At 63.7% G+C, this 19,305-nt stretch carries 20 protein-coding genes; 3 read left to right on the top strand and 17 right to left on the bottom strand.

All coding sequences use genetic code 11. The annotated features are described in order from the left end of the window. Window positions 1-30 precede the first annotated feature (30 nt). The 4 genes from ACK4FZ_RS03695 to ACK4FZ_RS03680 all read right to left on the bottom strand — a co-directional run bounded on the left by ACK4FZ_RS03695 (window position 31) and on the right by ACK4FZ_RS03680 (window position 4,657). A complete protein-coding gene (locus tag ACK4FZ_RS03695; RefSeq protein ID WP_409818346.1) occupies window positions 31-1,794 on the bottom strand; it encodes a Wzy polymerase domain-containing protein in 1,764 nt (587 codons plus the stop codon). Between the two features lie 66 nt (window positions 1,795-1,860). Beyond that, window positions 1,861-3,675, bottom strand: coding sequence for a Wzy polymerase domain-containing protein (locus ACK4FZ_RS03690; RefSeq protein WP_409818345.1), 1,815 nt, complete (start codon window positions 3,673-3,675; stop codon window positions 1,861-1,863). Between the two features lie 71 nt (window positions 3,676-3,746). After that, complete coding sequence (locus ACK4FZ_RS03685) at window positions 3,747-4,163, bottom strand: pilin (RefSeq protein ID WP_409818344.1); 417 nt, start codon at window positions 4,161-4,163, stop codon at window positions 3,747-3,749. Between the two features lie 53 nt (window positions 4,164-4,216). Next, complete coding sequence (locus tag ACK4FZ_RS03680; protein ID WP_409818343.1) at window positions 4,217-4,657, bottom strand: pilin; 441 nt, start codon at window positions 4,655-4,657, stop codon at window positions 4,217-4,219. A gap of 197 nt (window positions 4,658-4,854) precedes the next feature. On the opposite strand from ACK4FZ_RS03680, the gene bioA reads away from it, so the two are divergent. The 3 genes from bioA to proB all read left to right on the top strand — a co-directional run bounded on the left by bioA (window position 4,855) and on the right by proB (window position 9,076). Continuing rightward, window positions 4,855-6,210 carry an adenosylmethionine--8-amino-7-oxononanoate transaminase gene (gene bioA / locus ACK4FZ_RS03675; RefSeq protein WP_409818342.1) on the top strand — a complete coding sequence of 452 codons (1,356 nt, stop codon included), beginning with the start codon at window positions 4,855-4,857 and terminating at the stop codon, window positions 6,208-6,210. A 114-nt stretch (window positions 6,211-6,324) separates the two neighbouring features. Further along, window positions 6,325-7,887: a hypothetical protein gene (locus ACK4FZ_RS03670; protein ID WP_409818341.1), complete on the top strand. Its 1,563-nt coding sequence runs from the start codon at window positions 6,325-6,327 to the stop codon at window positions 7,885-7,887. A gap of 70 nt (window positions 7,888-7,957) precedes the next feature. Then, complete coding sequence (gene proB, locus ACK4FZ_RS03665; RefSeq protein WP_409818340.1) at window positions 7,958-9,076, top strand: glutamate 5-kinase; 1,119 nt, start codon at window positions 7,958-7,960, stop codon at window positions 9,074-9,076. A gap of 75 nt (window positions 9,077-9,151) precedes the next feature. Here proB and ACK4FZ_RS03660 read toward each other — a convergent pair whose 3' ends face one another. The 13 genes from ACK4FZ_RS03660 to amgK all read right to left on the bottom strand — a co-directional run bounded on the left by ACK4FZ_RS03660 (window position 9,152) and on the right by amgK (window position 19,249). Beyond that, window positions 9,152-10,675: a cryptochrome/photolyase family protein gene (locus tag ACK4FZ_RS03660; protein ID WP_409818339.1), complete on the bottom strand. Its 1,524-nt coding sequence runs from the start codon at window positions 10,673-10,675 to the stop codon at window positions 9,152-9,154. Window positions 10,676-10,819: 144 nt separating this feature from the next. Beyond that, entirely contained in the window at window positions 10,820-11,236 is a 417-nt protein-coding gene (locus tag ACK4FZ_RS03655; protein ID WP_409818338.1) for a hypothetical protein, read from the bottom strand. Between the two features lie 50 nt (window positions 11,237-11,286). Continuing rightward, window positions 11,287-12,003: a glutamine amidotransferase gene (locus ACK4FZ_RS03650; RefSeq protein ID WP_409818337.1), complete on the bottom strand. Its 717-nt coding sequence runs from the start codon at window positions 12,001-12,003 to the stop codon at window positions 11,287-11,289. 2 nt (window positions 12,004-12,005) lie between these two features. Further along, window positions 12,006-13,040: a Holliday junction branch migration DNA helicase RuvB gene (gene ruvB, locus ACK4FZ_RS03645; RefSeq protein ID WP_144371065.1), complete on the bottom strand. Its 1,035-nt coding sequence runs from the start codon at window positions 13,038-13,040 to the stop codon at window positions 12,006-12,008. An 86-nt stretch (window positions 13,041-13,126) separates the two neighbouring features. Beyond that, the gene (locus tag ACK4FZ_RS03640; protein ID WP_409818336.1) at window positions 13,127-13,909 is read right to left on the bottom strand and encodes an NYN domain-containing protein; all 783 of its coding nucleotides are present in this window, start codon (window positions 13,907-13,909) and stop codon (window positions 13,127-13,129) included. 30 nt (window positions 13,910-13,939) lie between these two features. Beyond that, window positions 13,940-14,077 carry a hypothetical protein gene (locus ACK4FZ_RS03635; RefSeq protein ID WP_409818335.1) on the bottom strand — a complete coding sequence of 46 codons (138 nt, stop codon included), beginning with the start codon at window positions 14,075-14,077 and terminating at the stop codon, window positions 13,940-13,942. A 21-nt stretch (window positions 14,078-14,098) separates the two neighbouring features. Continuing rightward, window positions 14,099-14,692: a Holliday junction branch migration protein RuvA gene (gene ruvA / locus ACK4FZ_RS03630; RefSeq protein WP_272750799.1), complete on the bottom strand. Its 594-nt coding sequence runs from the start codon at window positions 14,690-14,692 to the stop codon at window positions 14,099-14,101. Between the two features lie 10 nt (window positions 14,693-14,702). Continuing rightward, on the bottom strand, window positions 14,703-15,623 hold the full coding sequence (locus tag ACK4FZ_RS03625; protein ID WP_409818334.1) for a prenyltransferase: 921 nt from the start codon (window positions 15,621-15,623) through the stop codon (window positions 14,703-14,705). Window positions 15,624-15,694: 71 nt separating this feature from the next. After that, window positions 15,695-16,171 (bottom strand): hypothetical protein, encoded by a 477-nt coding sequence (locus tag ACK4FZ_RS03620; RefSeq protein WP_409818333.1) that lies wholly within the window; start codon window positions 16,169-16,171, stop codon window positions 15,695-15,697. 78 nt (window positions 16,172-16,249) lie between these two features. Next, window positions 16,250-16,678 (bottom strand): DUF4395 family protein, encoded by a 429-nt coding sequence (locus ACK4FZ_RS03615; protein ID WP_409818332.1) that lies wholly within the window; start codon window positions 16,676-16,678, stop codon window positions 16,250-16,252. 292 nt (window positions 16,679-16,970) lie between these two features. Next, the gene (gene ruvC / locus ACK4FZ_RS03610) at window positions 16,971-17,501 is read right to left on the bottom strand and encodes a crossover junction endodeoxyribonuclease RuvC (RefSeq protein ID WP_409818331.1); all 531 of its coding nucleotides are present in this window, start codon (window positions 17,499-17,501) and stop codon (window positions 16,971-16,973) included. Beyond that, window positions 17,498-18,199, bottom strand: coding sequence for an N-acetylmuramate alpha-1-phosphate uridylyltransferase MurU (gene murU, locus ACK4FZ_RS03605; RefSeq protein ID WP_409818330.1), 702 nt, complete (start codon window positions 18,197-18,199; stop codon window positions 17,498-17,500). The genes ruvC and murU overlap by 4 nt, the downstream gene beginning before the upstream one ends. Window positions 18,200-18,202: 3 nt before the next feature. Further along, window positions 18,203-19,249: an N-acetylmuramate/N-acetylglucosamine kinase AmgK gene (gene amgK, locus ACK4FZ_RS03600; RefSeq protein WP_409818329.1), complete on the bottom strand. Its 1,047-nt coding sequence runs from the start codon at window positions 19,247-19,249 to the stop codon at window positions 18,203-18,205. Window positions 19,250-19,305 lie beyond the last annotated feature (56 nt).

The following is a 19,305-nucleotide window of genomic DNA, read 5'->3' as shown; positions in this document are numbered from 1 at the left end:
GCCGTGCGGTGGCTTTTTTTATGTGCATATTCAACGATACTGTGGTGGCAGTTTATCCACCGCTTGCTGTGCCTGCTGGCGCAACCCGGCCCAGGCCGGTTCGTCTTCATCCAGCTCCGCCAGAAAATCAGGCGCATAAGTGGGGAACGAGGCCAGCGCCAGACTGAAGGTATGCGCAGCTTTGTCGTATTCGCCTGCCAGTGCCTCCATCTGCGCTTTGCGACGCAACACATCCGGGTAGGGGCGGAAGGCAGCCATTTTTTCCAGCCAGTGACGCTGTGTCTTCAGACTGCTGCTGCTTGGCCTGATCACATCGTCCAACAGACCCAAAGCGTGAGAAGCGAACATCGGTTCGTGACGGATGATCTGCTCCAGACGCTGTTGCTGGCGCTGACTGGTGGGGTAGTACAAACCCTGCATTTCGCGATAGCGCAAGCTGCCATAAGCGGCCAACACCAGCAATACAATGGCCAGCAAGGCATAAACCGGCATCAGCCAGCCATGCTCGGGGGCATCGGTTTCCGGCGCCAAGGTCAGCATCATCACCAGCACGGCAGGAAAGTACAGATACCACAGCGGGTATTCCAGCATGCTGTGAATCATCGTCACCGCCATGATAGCCAGCGGGATCAGGTGCACCACTTCGACCCGACGGCCAAAGTACGGCCAGGCCGCCCATAAGAAACCCAGCAGCGCACACAAGGTGCCAAGCAAACCCATCTCGGCCAGTAACTGGAAAACGAGGTTGTGCGCGTTGGCAAACAATCCACTATTGACGCCCGCATTGGCAAACTGCGGCAGCATCTGCAAGCGTACGCTTTCCGAAGCGTACTGATACCAGCCAATACCGAACCATGGCTGTTCGGTAAACACGATCCAGGCTTTACCCCACTCTGCAAGCCGGCGTGCGCCCATACCATCGCTGTTAGCGGCCAACCTTTCCAAGCCGCTGGCCGCTACCGGGCCGTGCAGCAATGGCGCCAGCAATTTTTCGGTCAGCGGCAGCGCAAACTGCATGGCCACCATAATTGCCATCGCCAAAGCCACGATCTTGAGCAGCTGCCAGGTTTGAGGCCTGCGCAGACGCCAGTGCCACCATGCAGCCAGCAACAAGATAGCAACCGTATACAGCAACACGGTACGTGAACCGGCAAAAGCAATCGACAATGCCAGCCAGGCAATGGCAGCCCAGCCCCAGCGCCGCGCCAGCTGGCCGCTGGCCAGCAGCCAGGCGGCCGCGATCACCCCCCAGGTCAGATAGTGCGCGTACTGGTTGCGCTGGCCGATATGGCCGAACACATTGGTAGTGGGGTGGCTACTATCGTAAAACAGCACACCGCCCATCGCCGCAGCCAGACCGGTGACCTGAGCCAAGCCGATCAGCGACTGCAGTAGCGTGCCGATCAGCAAGGCTTTGGCCAGGGTAGTGATCACGGCTTCGCTCCCTGCCTGGCTACGCCAGCGCGCAACTGCCAGTGCCAGTACCGATAGCGAAACAAAAGCCAGTGCGGTGGCTTGATTAAGGCCGGGGAAATGCAGGCTGACAAACCACGGCTGCAGTGACCACACAGCCGCCATCAGCATCAGCCACAGGCTGCTACGGGGCCAAGGCATGGCACGAGCCGGTAGCAGTAGCATGGCCAACGCAGCGAGCATGACAACGGTGATTTCACCCCACCACTGCGGCAAAGGCAGAAAGTGGAAACGCGACAGGAACGGGAAAATGGCAATCGCCGCCAGCAAGCCGGCGGCGAAGGTCAGACGTCTGGAATGATCAAGCAAAGGGACATGCATCGGATACGCCCGGCAATATGAGCAAAGCGGCAAGCATAGCCCAGACCCTCACCTGACGGCAAAGCCCTATTCCGGCAACTGTGGCAGACGTGGAGGACGCAGTGCTACCCCGGCGACGGCTTGCGCTGCCACGGCGGCCTCCCCTTGTTGCTGTAAAGTCAAGGCCGCCGTCGATACCGTGCCCAGCAGGCCTTGCAAGCGGGCATCGTTGCGCGATGCGATCATCACCGCACAGTTGGCCGCCATATTCGGATACGCCGCCAATAGCATGCGCAAGCTGTCTTCTGCTGCCTGCGACCGACCAGACCACTGCTGCATGATGGCCGTCTTGCACAGCAAGGTAGGGTACGGCCGGTAAGCCACCAGCGCTTCATGATGCTGCAGCTTGATGGCCAGTTGCTGCTTGGTGGGCACCAGATAGTTGCTGAGCATCAGCTCGGCCTCGAAACGCCAGAACGGGTTGGCCGACAAATCGATCAGGCCTTCAATACGCTGCTGGTTGATCTTGATGTCACGCGAAGGTTGCTGGCTTTCGGTTAGCAAACCAAACACGCTGGCGCCGTGCACCACATACAGCAAACCTGCCACGCCGAGTATCAGCGCGCCAGTCCGGCGCATCGACGCTCGTAACGCCAGCGTGAGCGGCGGGCGCGGCGACAGCGCCAGGATGGTAAAGAACGCAAAACTGAACGGCAGGTACCACAACGGGTATTCGAACATCGAATGCCCCAGCGTCACAGCCGCCATACCCAGCAAGAAGGCATTTTCTGCGCTGGCATTTTCCCGCTTCAGGTACGGCCACAGGCAATAGCTGACGACGGCAGCCGCCAGCAAAGTAGCCGGTACGCCAGTCTCGGCCAGCAGCTGGGTCACCAGATTATGGCTATGGGTAAACAGACTGCTTTCCGGTACCCGGCCATAGCCGCCAAACGCTTCCAGCCATACCGACTGGTAGGCATAGCCGCCAACACCCGTGCCCAGCCACGGATAGGTAGTAACAATCTGCCAGCATTTGTCCCACTCCACCCGGCGGCGGGCGCCAAAACCGGCGTCGTTAAGGCGGTCCAGCCCTGAGCCGATATCGACCGCGAACAGCCACTGCGCCAGATACTTGCCAGTGAACTGAAACAACAGAATGCTGGCCGCAGCCCATAGCAGTGCCTTGCCAATACCCGACTGCGGCAGACGGGCGCGCATCAACACACCCAGTACCGCAATGGCGGCAGCGTAAGCCAAAGGCAGACGCCCGCCAGACCAGGCCGATAGCAACGACAGGTAAAGGCACAACGCAATAGTCAGCCACGCAGGCAAGCGCCGTTGCGAATACAGATAGGCAGCGGCCAGCATGCCCCAGGTAAGTACATGGGCAAACTGGTTGCGCTGGCCGATATTGCCCATGATCTCCATACCGCTGGACAACAGCCAGCCATTGGACTGCGGCGCCAGGCCCGCCATCTGGCTGGTACCGATCAGCGCCTGCAGCGCCGCCCCCAACAGTATCGACCAGGCAATGGCGGTCACCAGTTGCGAGCGGCCAAGGCGCTGCTGTTCATGCGCCAGTAACACTGCACCCAGTGCCGCCAACAGCAGGCCGAACAATTCAAACGGCAGCATGCCGGCTTGCTGCCATTGATAGCGCAGCAGGCTACCCGCCCACAGCAATAGCCACCACAACAGGAATGCCGGCAGAAACCACACTGTTTGCACGGTGCGGCCGGACTGCCCGCGCAAGCGCCAGGCGGCAATCAGTAGCCCGCTACTGATGAAACCCAGCGTTATGGCATTGGTCCACCAGTCTTGCAGCGGGCTGTAGCGGGCAAAGTTGAAGAATGGCAAAGCAAAGATACACACCAGTGCCAGGGTAAGCGGATGACGCAACATGCTGACTCGCAATAAAAAAGGGGGTGATAAACACCCCCTTATTGGGACAACTCAGCTAAGCAAATGACGGCTTAGCGGCAGTTGGTCGGGCGGATATTGGAGGCAATAGTACCGTCAGTGCAAGCCCAAGTAATCGAACCACCGCTAACGGTACCTTGCAGTACCAAGGTAGCACCATCAGAAACACGATTATTGTAAGTAATGGTGATTTGCGAAGCGTTTACATTGACAGCACTAACAGCATTGCCAGTGATACTGCCGGAGGCAGCCAAGCCAGCGGAGGCATTATTTGCCGGCCAAGCATTATTGGTCGAGAAAAACTCGGTTACAGCGGTCTTGGCTGCTGCTGCCAGGTTCAGGCCTTCCGACACGTGGGCACGGCGGGTGTAATCCTGGTAAGCCGGAATAGCAATGGCAGCCAGAATACCGATGATGGCGACCACAATCATCAGTTCGATCAGGGTAAAACCTTGCTGTACGCGTTTCATAGTGAACACTCCATGGTTGTAATCAAGTTGGCCATGTGGCCGGGTGGGTAAGCTTATTCTCGGCAGTTGGACGGTAGTACTCTCGCTAGGTCGCTGTCGCCACTGCACACCCAGCGGTAAGCACCCGAGGTGTTCTCCTGCGGCACCAGCCACACATGCGCACCCGATGCGACCTTGCTGCTGAGTTCGATATTGATCATGCTGACGTTACCGGAAGCCTGGATCTCCAGCCTGGCGATACTGCTGCCACGACTGGCAGTGGCATCGGCAATGCCAGCGCTGGCATTGGTGGCCGGCCAGACATTATTGGTAGCATGGTACTCCTCCATCGCCACTTTGGCGGCGCTGGCGGCAACCAGTGCTTCGCTGATATAGGCACGGCGGGTGTAATCCTGATAAGCCGGGATGGCGATGGCGGCCAGGATGCCGATGATGGCAACCACGATCATCAGCTCGATAAGGGTAAAGCCACTTTGCCTGTTGCCACTGTGCATGATGAGGGAGCATTGCTTCCGGGTTAGTCGTGGCGGGGTAAATGCAAATGGCGTGCCAGCACCGAATTCCGCTGCTATCACGATGCGCTTGCCGCAATGCGTGACCATCTTGCGCCTGTACTGACAATTTTCGTCACTTCCGGCGCCATGGAGCGGGCGTGGTAGCATCCGGCATTCCTGTCTTTGCCGGATTCGTCATGACCTCGCACAACGATCAATGGCTGGCCCGCAGCCGCGCCGCTGTATGGCACCCGTGTACCCAGATGAAACGCCATGAAACCCTGCCCATCGTCCCCATTGCCCGGGCAGATGGCATCTGGCTAGAAGATTTTGACGGCAAGCGCTATATCGATGCCGTCAGCTCCTGGTGGGTAAACCTGTTCGGCCATAACCATCCGCGCATCAAGCAAGCCATCAAGGACCAGCTGGATACGCTGGAGCACGTGATCCTGGCCGGTTTTACCCAGCAGCCGGTGGTAGAGCTGTCCGAGAAGCTGGCAGCCGCGTCCGGCCTTGGGCACGCGTTTTATGGCTCTGATGGCGCCAGCGCCACCGAAATCGCGCTGAAGATGAGCTTCCATTACTGGCGCAACCACGGGCAAGGCAGCAAGCAGCGCTTTGTCAGCCTGGAAAACAGCTACCACGGCGAAACCGCGGGTGCGCTGGCCGTCACCGACGTGCCGCTGTTCTCGCAAACCTATGCCCCGCTGTTGCAACAGAACTTCCGCGTGCCCAGCCCGGACGCCAGGTTGGCCGCAGACGGTGAAAGCGCCGAAGGCTACGCGCTGCGTGCTGCCGACGCGCTGGCAGCCTTGCTGGCCGCCGAACACGGCCAGATTGCCGCGCTGATCGTCGAGCCGCTGGTACAAGGCGCCGCCGGCATGGCGATGTACCATCCCGCCTACCTGCAGCGAGCCCGTGCGCTGTGTGACCGCTACCAGATACACCTGATTGCCGATGAAATCGCCGCCGGCTTCGGCCGTACCGGCACCCTGTTTGCCTACCAGCAAGCCGGCATCACGCCAGACTTCCTGTGCCTGTCCAAAGGCATCACCGGCGGCTACCTGCCCTTGTCGTGCGTGCTCACCACCGACAGCGTGTACCAGGCGTTCTACGACGACGACGTCGCCCGTGGTTTTCTGCACTCGCACAGCTATACCGGGAACGCACTGGCCTGCCGTGCCGCGCTGGAAGTACTGGCCATTTTCGACGATGAAAACGTGCTGGCCCGCAACCGTGTCACCGCCGAACGCTTCAGCCAGGTCCTGGCACCGCTCGCCGCCCACCCGGCAGTGAGGCATTTCCGGCACCAGGGCATGATCTGGGCCTTTGATGTAGACAGCCCGCGCAGCGACTTTGCCGTCGCCTTCTTCCAGGCCATGCTGGCACGCGGCTGTCTGGTGCGCCCGATCGGCAAAACGGTGTACTTCATGCCGCCTTACATCATCAAGGAGGCACAGATGTTGCAACTGGTACAAGCCAGCCTGGCCACACTGAACGAGTTGGCCGCAGGCACAAGCCCGGGCTGTGGTAAAGAGACGGCACTGCCGTAGATAGTCATGGCCTTGCTACTGCCAGATTTTATATACTTGCCTGCATATTCATATTGACTAGATGCAATGCTCAACCTGTCGCTACACGCACCTCACCTTGACCCGGTCATGGTGATGTGCGACCCCGATCAACTGGACGCCTGGCTGCAACACCTGCCCTACACCCAGCCATTCGACTGTGCGCAGCTGATACGGGACGCGCTGGCACAGTTGAACTGCATCAAGCTGCCACCGTCCAGCCGGCTGCAACTGTTGCGCCTGTACCTGCAAGCGCAAGACCGCTTGCTGCCAGTGCTAGAGGCCGAAGCACGCCCCGGCGAGCTCACCAGCCACAGCCGTGCCCGTCGTGCTGCCTTGCTGGCACAGCACCTGTCCATCCTGATCCACAACGGTTTCAAGCGTGTGCTGCTCGACCGCAGCCACGAACACGGGCTGTTTGCGCTGGACCGCCACAAAGTCGAGGCGCTGAACCTCACCATGCTCAGCGCGCGCCAACTGGCCTTGCTGTACGCCCGCACCTACACCACAGCACCGCCAGGCTTCTGGCGCGATTGCCACCAGATTTTCCTGTATGCGCTGGAACAAGGCTGGGAGAGCAAGGCACTGAGCGAAAAAGAAGACAGCGTCGGCTCGCTATACCGTCAGCTGCTGTTGCTGGGCATGACCTCGTGCAACCGCATGGAGCCGGCACTGATCGACTACACGCTGCTGCTGATCCGCAAATACGCCAAATGTCTGCATCTGGTACAGGTAGACCGGCTGCCAGAGCGACACGGTGCTTTCGCCTACCGTAGCGAACAAGACGGCCCGCCCCGCTTCTACAGCGAAGCCCCTGGGCATGGACATATTTTCTGGATTGTGGATACCCAGCACCTGCAGCAAGAACTACTGGAAAAACTGCTCAGCCTCCAGCGGCTGCTGCAGAACCGCAGTGACGACACCCTGCTGGCAGAAGAGCTGCAGCGGGTATTGCGCCTGATGCAGGAGTGGCAAAGCGCGCCGCAACGACGTTATCCGCGCCATGACAGCCATCAAACGGTCGAGCTGGTGACCCTGCTGCCTACCTGCTGGTTTATTGCCAACCAGGCCAGCTGGGACTTTCCGTTGCCCGCCCCGGCCGACATCGACACGGCGGCCAACCCGACACTGCCGCATGCCGATACCGCCACGCCGGGCGCCGAAGACACCGCACCACCGGCACGCTTCCAGCGGCCGCTCCCGGCAGCGCCTTCGCACATCACCATGCTCAACCTCAGCGCCGGCGGCATGTTGCTGCGCGGCGAATCGCACTACCACCCGCTGCGCACCGGCGAACTGGCCATGTTGCGTGTACCAGGCAAAGCCTGGCATCTGGCCAGCGTGCGCTGGGTCAACCTGCGCGGCGAAGGCATGGAAGCCGAATGCGGGCTGGAACAACTGGGCCCGTTACCGGAGGCGGTGATGGTGATGCCGGTCATCACCCACCCCAACGACCAGTTCCAGATGGCGCTGCTGCTGTCACCACCGACCGGTAGCAATCGCCAGCCCATGCTGGTACTGGCCGGCCGCCCCTACCAGAAACTGCGCGAATTCCGCCTGCTGACCCGCCATGGCGAACAGCTGGTGCGCCTGACCGCACTGGATGCCCAGACCGCCTACTACCAGTTCGTGGAATTCCAGCCCAGCAGCGCCTTCTGACGCGCCGCACCATCGCCGCGGAATGCGTTACACTGATACTCCGTTTTTTGTCGAACAGGAAGCAGTACGGATGCAATCGGTGATTCATACCGCCACGCGTATCGTGGTGAAAGTAGGCTCCAGCCTGGTAACCAACGACGGCAAAGGCCTGGACCACGGCGCGCTGGCGCGCTGGGCCGCCGAGATCGCCGAACTGCGCCGCCGTGGCAAGCAGGTGGTGCTGGTTTCCAGTGGTGCCATTGCCGAAGGCTGCCAGCGTCTGGGCTGGGCCAAGCGCCCGAAAGCCGTACACGAGCTGCAAGCCGCCGCCGCCGTCGGCCAGATGGGCCTGTGCCAGGCGTATGAAAGCGCATTTCGCGAGTACGGCCTGCAAACTGCCCAGGTGCTGCTGACCCACGAAGACCTGTCCGACCGCCTGCGTTACCTGAACGCCCGCACCACGCTGTCCACCCTGCTGACGCTGGGCGTGGTACCCATCATCAACGAGAACGACACCGTGGTCACCAGCGAGATCCGCTTTGGCGATAACGACACGCTGGGCGCGCTGGTCACCAACCTGATCGAAGCCGACGCGCTGGTCATCCTCACCGACCAGCGTGGCCTGTACAGTGCCGACCCGCGCAAACACCCCGACGCCGAGTTCATCCACGAAGCCGAAGCCGGCAACCCGGCGCTGGAAGCCATGGCCGGCGGCGCCGGCTCCAGCGTGGGCACCGGCGGCATGTACACCAAGATCATCGCTGCCAAGCGCGCGGCGCGCAGCGGTGCCGCCACCGTGATTGCCAGCGGCCGCGAAGCCAGCGTGCTGTCGCGCCTGGCCGACGGTGAAGGCATCGGCACCCAGCTGAATGCGCCCACCACCCGCCTGGCGGCGCGCAAGCAGTGGCTGGCCGACCACCTGCAGCTGTCCGGCAAGCTGGTACTGGACGCCGGCGCCGCGCTGGCGGTACGCGAAAAAGGCACCAGCCTGCTGCCGATCGGCGTTATCGCGGTAGAGGGCAGCTTCCTGCGCGGCGACGCCGTGGCCTGCGTGGACGAGCAGGGTCTGGAAGTGGCGCGCGGGCTGGTGAACTACAGCTCGGAAGAAGCGCGGCTGATCATGCGCAAGGCCACCTGCGACATCGAAGGCGTGCTGGGCTATCTGGTAGAGCCGGAGCTGGTACACAGAGACAATATGGTGACGCTGTAAGCGCCAAACGGCGGTGGTTGCGGCCAACCCTGATGCCGTCCCCCTTGCGGGGGGCGGCATTTTTCATGGCGGGCGCTACAGGCTGTCCACGTCCTGCAGATAGGCCTCGGCCTGCGCCAATAAGGCCTGGCGGGCGCCCTCGTCCATCTTGCGCCAGCTGGCGTACGGCATCGCCAGCCGAGGGTTGGCCGCGAGCTTGGCGTCGTGTCGCGCCAGAAAGTGCCAGTACAGGCTGTTGAACGGGCAGGCACCAGGGCCGGTTTTTTGCTTTACCGCGTAGCGGCACTGCGCGCAGTGGTCGCCCATGCGCGCCAGGTACGCACCGCCCGACACGTACGGCTTGCTGGCCATGAAGCCGCCGTCGGCCCACTGGCTCATACCGCGCGTATTGGGCTGCTCCACCCACTCGAAGGCATCGATATAGATGCCCAGGTACCAAGCGTCTACTTCATCCGGGTGGCAACCCAGCAGCAGCGCGATATTGCCGGTTACCATCAAGCGCTGGATGTGGTGGGCGTAAGCGTGTTGCAGGCTGCCTTGCACCGCCTGTGCCACGCAGGCCATGCCGGTGTCGCCGCTCCAGAACCAGCGCGGCAACGGCCGCTGGTGCTGCAAGGCGTTGACGCTGCCAAAGTCCGGCCGCGCCCAGTACACGCCGCGCACGTACTCGCGCCAGCCCAGAATCTGGCGGATGAAGCCCTCCACGCTGGCCAGCGGCAGCGTCGGGTCGCTGCGCCAGGCCGCTTCCGCCGCCTGCACCACTTCGTGCGGCGACAGCATCTTGCTGTTCAGCGCAAAGCTCAGCCCGCTGTGGAACAGCCAAGCCTCGCCGTGCACCAGCGCGTCCTGGTAGCGGCCAAAGTGACGCAAGCGGTGCTGCAGAAAATCGGCCAGCCAGGCCCGTGCCTCGCGCCGTGTCAGCGGCCACGGCAGCGCCCCGGCCTGCGGCTCGCCCAGCGTCTGCACACCGGCCTCGACAATCTCCTGCCACAGCGCGCCCAGGTCATGGGCGGCAAACGGCCACGGCGCCAGCGCCACCTCGCCACGGTACGGCTCGCGGTTGGCCGCGTCGTAGTTCCACTGCCCGCCTTCCGGCTTGCCGGCAGCGTCCAGCAGCACGCCGTGCTGCTGCCGCATGCGCCGGTAGAAGGTTTCCATGCGCCAGCCCTTGCTGCCGAACAGCCGCGCCGCCTCGTCACGAGTGGTATAGAAATGCTCGCTGTCCACCTGCGTCAGCGGCAGGCCCACCTGCTGCGGCAACGCGGCCAGCAGCGCATCAACACGGCGTTCGTCGGCCAGCTGGCAGGCCAGACTGCTGGCGCCATAGTGCGCGGCCAGCCACGCCAGGTTGGCGGCAAAATCGTGCTGGTTGGCCGCATCGCCAATGCGCAGGTAATGCACGCGGTGGCCGGCCGCCTGCAGCGCCTCGGCAAAGCGGCGCATGGCGGCAAATACGGCCAGCACCTTTTGCGCGTGGTGGCGCACGTAGTCGGTTTCGCTGCGCGTTTCCATCAGCACGTACACCACGTCGTCGCGGCGTTCGCGGTACCAGCTGTGGGCAGCGTTAAGCTGGTCGCCCAGAATCAGGCGCAGTTGCATGGCAGGCTCCAGAACAAAGGCAGGTCATCGGTGCCGGCTGCCTGCGGAGGCAGGGCCGGATGGCTGAAATCGGGGCGCTCGGGCCAAAACAAAACCCCGTTTGCACGGCAAACGGGGTTAGCGGGTAGCAGACCGGCTGACGGCTCAGGCGGCGTCGTCGTCACGCTGCGAGGAACGGCGTTGCTCGCGGCTGCTTTCGGCCACGCGCATGATGACGTAGGCCACCATCGCGCACAGGAAAAACAGCAGCATCACCCAGGAAATCTGCGACAAGGTGTCGATAACGGTACGGTATATTTCGATGGTCCAGCGCGGGCCGTTCAGTTCCATCACCTGCTCGCGGCCGTTTTGCAGGTATTTCTGGATTTCGTAGGTACTGACACCACCAGACACCCCCACCACCACGATGGCGAAACTCATGTACTTGCGCCAGGCGTCGGCCAGGTCAGGCCCGATGATGCTTTTGAGGATCTTCAGCACGGCGTCGCTGAAAAAGCGCGCCACCAATACCGAGGTCAACAGCGCCACCGCCAAGGTGACAATAAGCAAGGCGTAGAACATGGTTTCTCCCTTTTGATTATGCCGCATGGCGGCTAGCCGGCATTCTACGCCTAGGCAGGCTGTACCAGCAAAGTAGCAAAGCGGCGCAGCAGTGCAGCGGCCTCCGGCGTGGGGCAAACCGCTGCGGCCAACTGCTGTGGCTGCAGGCCGTCGCGTTCCAGCGCCGGGGCGGCCACGTGGATCAACTGCCGCGTGGCTTCGGCGTCGAACTCGGGGTGGAACTGCAGGCCCCAGCTATTGCCCAGGCGGAAGGCGTGGTGCGGCTCCCAATCGTTGCTGGCCAGCGGAATGGCCCCCGGCGGCAGCTTCAGCACTGTCTGCCAGTGAAAGGCGTTAGCGGCAAAACGCGGTGGCAGCTCGCCCAGCAACGGGTCGGCCGCGGCGTGCTCGTGGCGCCGGATATGCACCGAGCCCACTTCCGGCCCCTGCGGGTGATAACCGACCTCGCCGCCCAGTGCGTGCGCCAGCAGCTGGTGACCGTAACAGATGCCCAGCAGCGGCAGCTGCGCCGCGTGCGCCTGGCGCAGCCACGCCGCCGTCGCCTCGCTCCACGGCAAACGGTCGCTGACCATCGCCAGCGAGCCGGTGATCACCGCGCCGGCCACGCGCTCTACCGGCGGCAGCGTCTCGCCCGCCGCCACCCAGACCACCTGCCAGCTGCCCGGCGTCTCGCCCATTTCGCGCACGATCCAGTCTTCGAAACGGCCGCGGTGGTCGCGCACCGGGCTGCCGGGTTCGCCGGTCTTGATGATCAGTTTCAACTTCATGCTCAGTCTTTCATCGGCAGGCCAAAGTGCGTGTACGCCAGTGCCGTGGCCATCCGGCCCCGCGGTGTGCGCTGCAGATAGCCTTGCTGGATCAGATAGGGTTCGATCACGTCTTCGATGGTGTCGGTGGATTCGCCAATGGCCGCTGCCACGTTGTCCAGCCCCACCGGCCCGCCACCGAACTTGTCCAGAATGGCCTGAAGCAATTTGCGGTCCATCACGTCCAGGCCGGCCGGGTCCACGTCCAGCATCGCCAGCGCGGCGTCGGCCACCTCGGCGCTGACCACACCGTTGGCGCGCACCTCCGCGTAATCGCGCACCCGGCGCAGCAGGCGGTTGGCAATACGCGGCGTGCCGCGGCTGCGGCGGGCCACCTCGAAGGCGCCGTCGTCGGCCAACTCCACGTTCAGCAGACCGGCCGAGCGGGTGACGATGCGCGTCAGCTCCTCGGCGTTGTAAAACTCCAGCCGCGCCACGATGCCGAATCGGTCGCGCAGCGGGTTGGTCAGCATGCCGGCGCGGGTGGTGGCGCCGATCAGCGTGAACGGCGGCAGGTCGATCTTCACCGAACGCGCGGCCGGGCCTTCGCCGATCATGATGTCGATCTGGTAGTCCTCCAGCGCCGGGTAGAGGATCTCCTCCACCACCGGGCTGAGGCGGTGGATTTCGTCGATGAACAGCACGTCGTGCGGTTCCAGATTGGTCAGCAGCGCCGCCAGGTCGCCGGCGCGTTCCAGCACCGGGCCGCTGGTCTGGCGCAGATTGACGCCCATTTCGCGTGCCACGATGTGCGCCAGCGTGGTCTTGCCCAGGCCCGGCGGGCCGAACAGCAGCACGTGGTCCAGCGCTTCGCCACGCTTCTTGGCCGCCTCAATGAAGATTTCCAGCTGTTCGCGTGCCTTTTTCTGGCCCACGTACTCGTCCAGTAGCTTGGGGCGCAGCGCGCGCTCCAGCGCCTCTTCCTGCTCGGAAGCACGTTGCGGGGTGACGATGCGGCGCTCGGGTGCGCCGCCGATCAGGTTATCGGTCTGGATCATGGCGAAATCGGTAACAGGCAATGGGCTGATGTTACCACTGCAAGCAGGCTGCTGCGGCCAACGTTGGCCGCACACCGTCAGGCCACTTACCCGCGCCCGCCCTTGCGGCCGCCGCCGTTGCCGGGCTTCAGGCGGATGGACACGCCGCCACGGCCGCTGCTGGCCTTGTGCACCTCGAACCAGCCGGATTTCACCACCAGGTCGGATAGCTTGGCAAAGCCGTAGTTGCGCGGGTCGAAGTCCGGCATCCACTGCCCCAGCAGGCTGCCAACGCCGCCCAGGTCGGCCCAGCCTTCGTCGTCGTCCATGCTTTCGATGCCCTTCTGGAACTGCGCACGCAGCTTCTTATCCAGCGGGCGCAGCACGCGGCTGGCTTGCGCCGCCTTGCCACTGCTGGCGGCCTCCTCTTTGCCACCGGCATCGTCTGCTTTGGCCGCCTCATCAGCCAGCGCCAGCACCTCCACGTACACGAACTTGCTGCAGGCGTTGACGAAGGCGGCCGGGGTTTTCTCCTCGCCAAAGCCCCACACTTCCAGCCCGTCTTCGCGCAGGCGGGTGGCGAGGCGCGAAAAGTCGCTGTCGCTGGAGATCAGGCAAAAGCTCTGGTAGCGGCCGGAGTGCAGCATATCCATGGCGTCGATCACCAGCGTGATATCGGACGCGTTCTTGCCCTTGGTGTTGGGAAACTGCTGGATGGGGTGGATGGCAAAGCGCGCGCACAAGTCGCGCCAGGCCTTGTCGTGGCGGCTGAAGTCGCCGTACACGCGCTTGAGCGCCAGCACGCCCAGCTTGCCGGCTTCTTCCAGCACGTCTTCTATCCAGGCGGGCGACACATTGTCGGCGTCGATCAGCACAGCTACGTTGGGCATGGGGTGTCCTTGCAGGTAAAAGTTGAATGCTTAGCGGCCGCCGGCCACGTCCAGCAGGTAGCCGGTGGTAAACGAGGCCGTGCCAGACTGGCCGTCAAGCTGCCGCGGCATGGTGGACAAACGTAGGGTCGCTGTGCCGATGCCATGGTTGGCACCGGTAATCAGCAACACTTTCTGTATGGCGGGGCCTTAGCCTTTCATCAGGTTCTTTAGCGCCAGGCGCACGCCGTCGCTGACGGTCACATCCAGCGGCAGGCCCTTGGTGGCGGCAGCGGCTTCCTTGTCGTTGTAACCCAGCGCCAGCAGGGCGTTGACGATGTCGCTCTTGTCGTCCGGGGTGGCGGCAAACGGCAGGCCGCCGGGCACGGTGAGGTTGCTGCCGCTGGCCAGCTTGCCGCGCAGCTCCAGCACCAGACGCTCGGCGGTTTTCTTGCCGATGCCGGGCACGCTGGACAGGCGCTTCAGATCTTCACTGGCCACCGCTACCGCCAGCTCGTCGGTGCTCATGCCGGACAGGATGGCCAGCGCGATCTTGGCGCCGATGCCGCTGACCTTGATCAGCTGGCGGAAGGTTTCGCGCTCGTCGCGGCTGGCAAAGCCGTACAGCAGATGGGCGTCTTCGCGCACCACCAGATGGGTGAACAGCGTGGTTTTCTGGCCCAACGCTGGCAGCTGGTAAAAGGTGGTCATGGTGACATCGACGTCGTAACCGACGCCGTTGACGTCCACGGTGATTTGCGGCGGCAGTTTTTCGATAAGCGTACCGCTGAGTCGTCCGATCATGGGCTGTCTTTCACAAGGTTGGCCGCAGCCACAGGCTGGCGGCCAGCAACAAAGGGTAGAGGTTGGCCGCCATGATAGTGGGAATGATGGCGGCGCGCAGTTGCCGTTGCTGCAAGGCACGCCAGGCGCGCAGGTACAGCGGCAGCAGGCACAGCTGCCACGGTTGCCCGGCGGCCAGCGGCAAAGCCAGCGCCAGCCCGGCCAGCAGCAGGTAACCGCGTACGGCAGCCGGGTGACCCAAGCGCACCACCCAATGGCGCTTGCCGGCCAGCGCGTCGGCGTCGCGGTCGGGAAACTGGTTGGCAAACAGCAGCAAGGCGGCGGCCACGCCGTAACCGGCGGCCAGCCACGGCAGCCCGGCCGGCGCAGGTGCCTTCAATACCTGCAGCACGCCCAGCGGCAGCAGGGCAAAACACAGCGCCACCGTCAGTTCGCCCAGGCCACGGCTGTTCAGGCGCAACGGCGGGGCGGAATAGCCCCAGCCCAGCACCACGCCCGCCAGACCGGTATAAAACAGGCCGGCGCCGGCTTGCCACACCAGCCACAAACCGCCCGCGCTCACCAGCGCAAACAAAGCACCAGCCAGCCACGCCATCTGCCGCCGGCTCAGCACGCCAGCCTGGATGAAACGGCTGCCGCCGGTAAACGGGTATTCGCGCTGCAGGTTGGCCGCGTCGCTGCCGTTGTCGTGGTCGGCCACGTCGTTGATCACGTTCACCGCCGCGTGGCAAAGCAAGGCCAGCAACAGCGCCAGCAGCGCCTGCGGCCAACCCTGCACTAGCGCCTGCGGGCCCGCCAGCGCCATGCCCAGCAACACGCCGCCCAGCGTCAGCGTCAGGAAAGCCGGGCGCGTGGCCAACAGCCAGCGCGCCGGGTGCGCCAGCAGCGCGGACAGGTCGGTTTCAGCTTGATGGGGCGTGGACAGATGCATGGCGGGGCCTCGGCCGGTTCATTCTTGCAGCATACGATAAGGCGGGATGGCGGCAAACGCCGGGCGCATGCTCAGGCCAGTCGCCAGCCGCCGTGGGCGCCCACCACGCCGGCCAGCACCGCCGCCAGGCTCAAGCCCAGCAGCGCCACGTGCAGCCACTGCACCCGCGCCATGGTGCCCGCCGGGTCGCGCTGTGCACGCTGCTTCAGCCAACGGTGGACGATAAACGGCTCCAGCACGAACAGCATCAGGAAGAACGGCAGCCAGGCGGCGATCATCAGGTGCAGCCAGCCGGTATCGCGCAGCCGCGCCCAGCTGTCGGTGCTGTGCAGCATCCAGCCGGCGCTGGCCAGCGCCAGCAGCACCCAACAACGCGCCTGGGCGCCGAAGCGGTGCTCCACGTCTTCGAACATCGCGTATTGCTGGTCAGCGGGAAAACGGCGGCGGATGGCGGGGATCAGCACGGTGGTAACAAAGCCGACGCCGCCCACCCACATCACGATGGCAAGGACGTGCAGCGCACGGGCAAGGGCGTAGTCGTTCCACATGGCAGGCTCCGGCAAACAAGGTTGGCCGCAGTATGCCGCCAGCGCGCTACACCGGCCTTGGTCTGGCGCAAAAGGAACTCAATGACTGGCGGGAAAGAAGCGATACCACAGCGTATATGCCCAGCAGGCAGCACAGAACGATAGTGCCCATTCCAGCGTGGCAAAAACCACTAGCACCGTCGCCGGGATCTGCCACTGCCACAGGCCGGCTGCAGCCAACAGCACGCAGGCGCTGCTGGCGATGAACAACAGCTTGTTGGCAAACATCTTGGCGCCAGCATTCTCCTTCTTGCCGGCCTTGCCCAGCTTTTGCAGCAGGGCCTGCCATACCCCGTGTGACGGGCAACGGTGATGGCCGATAAAGCCGCGTATCAGCCCCTGTGCCAGCAAGGGCAGCATCAGCCACGGGGTAGCGGTATACAGCGCCAGCGCACTGAGCGCAAAGGTAATGAAGGCTTCTACGCGGATAACATTGGACCACACGGCCGGCACATCAAAACGCAGCATAGGACACTCCTTATTCGGACAAGGCGGCCGACCCGATGCGGGGCCATGCCGATAATTACAATATATATTTTAGTATATTATAAAGCAAGTACCTCACAACACAAACCTCACCATGCCAGCCCAAAAGCAGCATGCCGCCTGTCAAAGACGGGCGGCATGCTTAGGTTTGGCCAAGGCCTGCTCACAGTGCTTTGGTTTGGGGGCGTTTGTCAGACGGTAGCAGTGCGCGAAAAACCGACTGCGGCACGCATTCAGAGCTAAAACGCCACGCTGCAGGATAGACGCTCATGAGCTACACCAGCCGCCCGCCGCGCACCTTGTAGCCCAGCTGGGCCAGCTTGCCCACCGCGCCGCCGCTATGGTTGGCGTGGGTCAGCGCCACCGCCAGCGCGTCGGCGGCGTCGGCCTGCGGCGTGCCGGACAGGTTGAGCATGGTCACTACCATGAACTGCACCTGTTCCTTCGGCGCCTTGCCCTGCCCCACCACCGATTGCTTCACCTGCAGCGCGGTGTACTCGGCCACCGGCAGGTCCTTGATCACCAGCGCCGTCATGCAGGCGCCGCGTGCCTGGCCCAGCATCAGCGTGGCGGCGGGGTTGACGTTGACGAACACCTGCTCCAGCGCCGCCTCGGTGGGCTGGTAGGTGTCGATGACCTGATGGATGCCGTTCACCAGCACCTTCACCCGCTCGGCGAGGCTAGCGCCCTGCGGTGTGCGGATGGCGCCGGACGCCACGTAATGGCGCTGGTTGCCGACGATATCGATGACCCCGAAGCCGCAGATGCGGCTGCCGGGGTCGATACCCAGAATGCGGCGCTTCACGGCTGCGCCCAGCGGCGGGCGATGGCATCGGCCTCGGCCAGCCGTTCCGGCGTGCCCACGTCCAGCCACAAACCGCGGTGCGCCTGGCCGCTGACCTGCTGCTGTGCCATCGCCGCGCGCAGCAGCGGTGCCAGCTTGGCCGGCTGGCCGGCCGGGGTATGCGCAAACAGCGCCGGGTGATACAAGCCGATGCCGGAAAAGGTCAGCCCCTCGCCATCGGCCGCGCTGGCGCTGACGCCACCCTCCGGCAGCAGGCCGAAATCGCCGGCCGGGTTGTGCGGCGGGTTATTCACCAGCAGCAGGTGCGCCAGACGGCGGCTGCCGTCCAGCGCGGCCAAGGTTGGCCGCAAGGCGGCGAAGTCCACGTCGGTGAGCACGTCGCCGTTGACCACCACAAACGGCGCGCTGCCCAGCAAGGGCAAGGCGGTGGCAATGCCGCCGGCGGTTTCCAGCGCCGTGCTTTCTGCCGAGTAGGCCAGGCGCACGCCATAGCGGCTACCGTCACCCAGCGCCGCCTCGATCCGGCTACCCAGCCAGGCGTGGTTGATGACGATGTCGGTAAAGCCGGCAGCGGCCAGGCGGCGGATATGCCACACGATCAGCGGCTGGCCGCCGACGTCCAGCAGCGGCTTGGGGGTGTGGTCGGTCAGCGGGCGCATACGTTCGCCGCGCCCGGCGGCCAGGATCATCGCGCGCATAGTTTACTGGTCCGACGCGATGCGGGTGTGGCTGAACACCGACTGGATGCTGTCGTCGTTGTCCTCTTCGTCCAGCCCTACCAGATCGGCCAGCAGCTGGAACAGCGGCAGCAGCTCGCTGTAACGGCGGGTGGCTTTCTTGAGGTAACGCAGCATGCGCGGGATCTCGTCCAGGTACTGCGTCTTGCCGTCGCGGTGCGCCAGGCGGGTGAACAGGCCGACGATCTTCAGGTGGCGCTGGATGCCGGCCCACTCGAAGTCGCGGTAGAAGTCGTCGATCTGCGCCGGTACCGGCAGGCCGGCAGCGCGGGCTTTTTCCCAGTAGCGCACCACCACGTCCAGCACGAACTCTTCGTCCCAGCCGATGTAGGCGTCGCGCAGCAACGACACCAGGTCGTAGGCGATGGGGCCGTACACCGCGTCCTGGAAGTCCAGTACCGCCGGCTGGCCGGGGGTGAGCATCAGGTTGCGCACGGTGAAGTCGCGGTGCATGAACACCTTGGCCTGCGCGTCGATGGCTGGCAGCAGCACGTTGATGCCGGCGTCCCACAGCTTGCGCTGCGAGAAGGTCAGCGGCTTGCCCAAGGCCTTGGTGGCGTACCACTCCGGCAGCAGGTTGACTTCGCGCAGCTGGAAGGCGCGGTCGAATTCGGGCAGCACGCCCGGCTGGCTGAGCTTCTGGATGGCGATCAAAGTATCTACGGCTTCCAGCAGCAGGTGTTTGTGCACCAGCGGGCGCTCGTCGTGCTGCAGCGCAGCCAGATAGGTGATCTTGCCCATGTCCTGCAGCAGCATGAAGCCTTGCTCGGCGTCACGGGCGTAAATGGCCGGTACGTTGGCCGCCGGCGCAAACAGCTCGCGTACGCTGACAAAGCTGTCGGTGTTCTTGTGCTCGGGCGGCGCGTCCATCACGATGCGGGTGCTGCCGTCGGGCAGCGTGGCGCGGAAGTAGCGGCGGAAATCGGCATCCGCGGCGGCAAACTCGACGGTCACGTCCTGACCGGGAAACTGCGTGGCCAGCCACGCCTTGAGGGCTTCTAGTCGCTGCATAGTCGCGTATATCAGTAAATTGGGTACAATGGGGCGATTGTAACCGCTTTGCCCGG

The sequence above is a fragment of the Vogesella sp. genome (genome assembly GCF_046297735.1).
Lineage (GTDB): Bacteria > Pseudomonadota > Gammaproteobacteria > Burkholderiales > Chromobacteriaceae > Vogesella > Vogesella urethralis.
The sequence above is the reverse complement of the archived record's forward strand: the minus strand, read 5'-3'. Positions and strand labels throughout refer to the sequence as shown.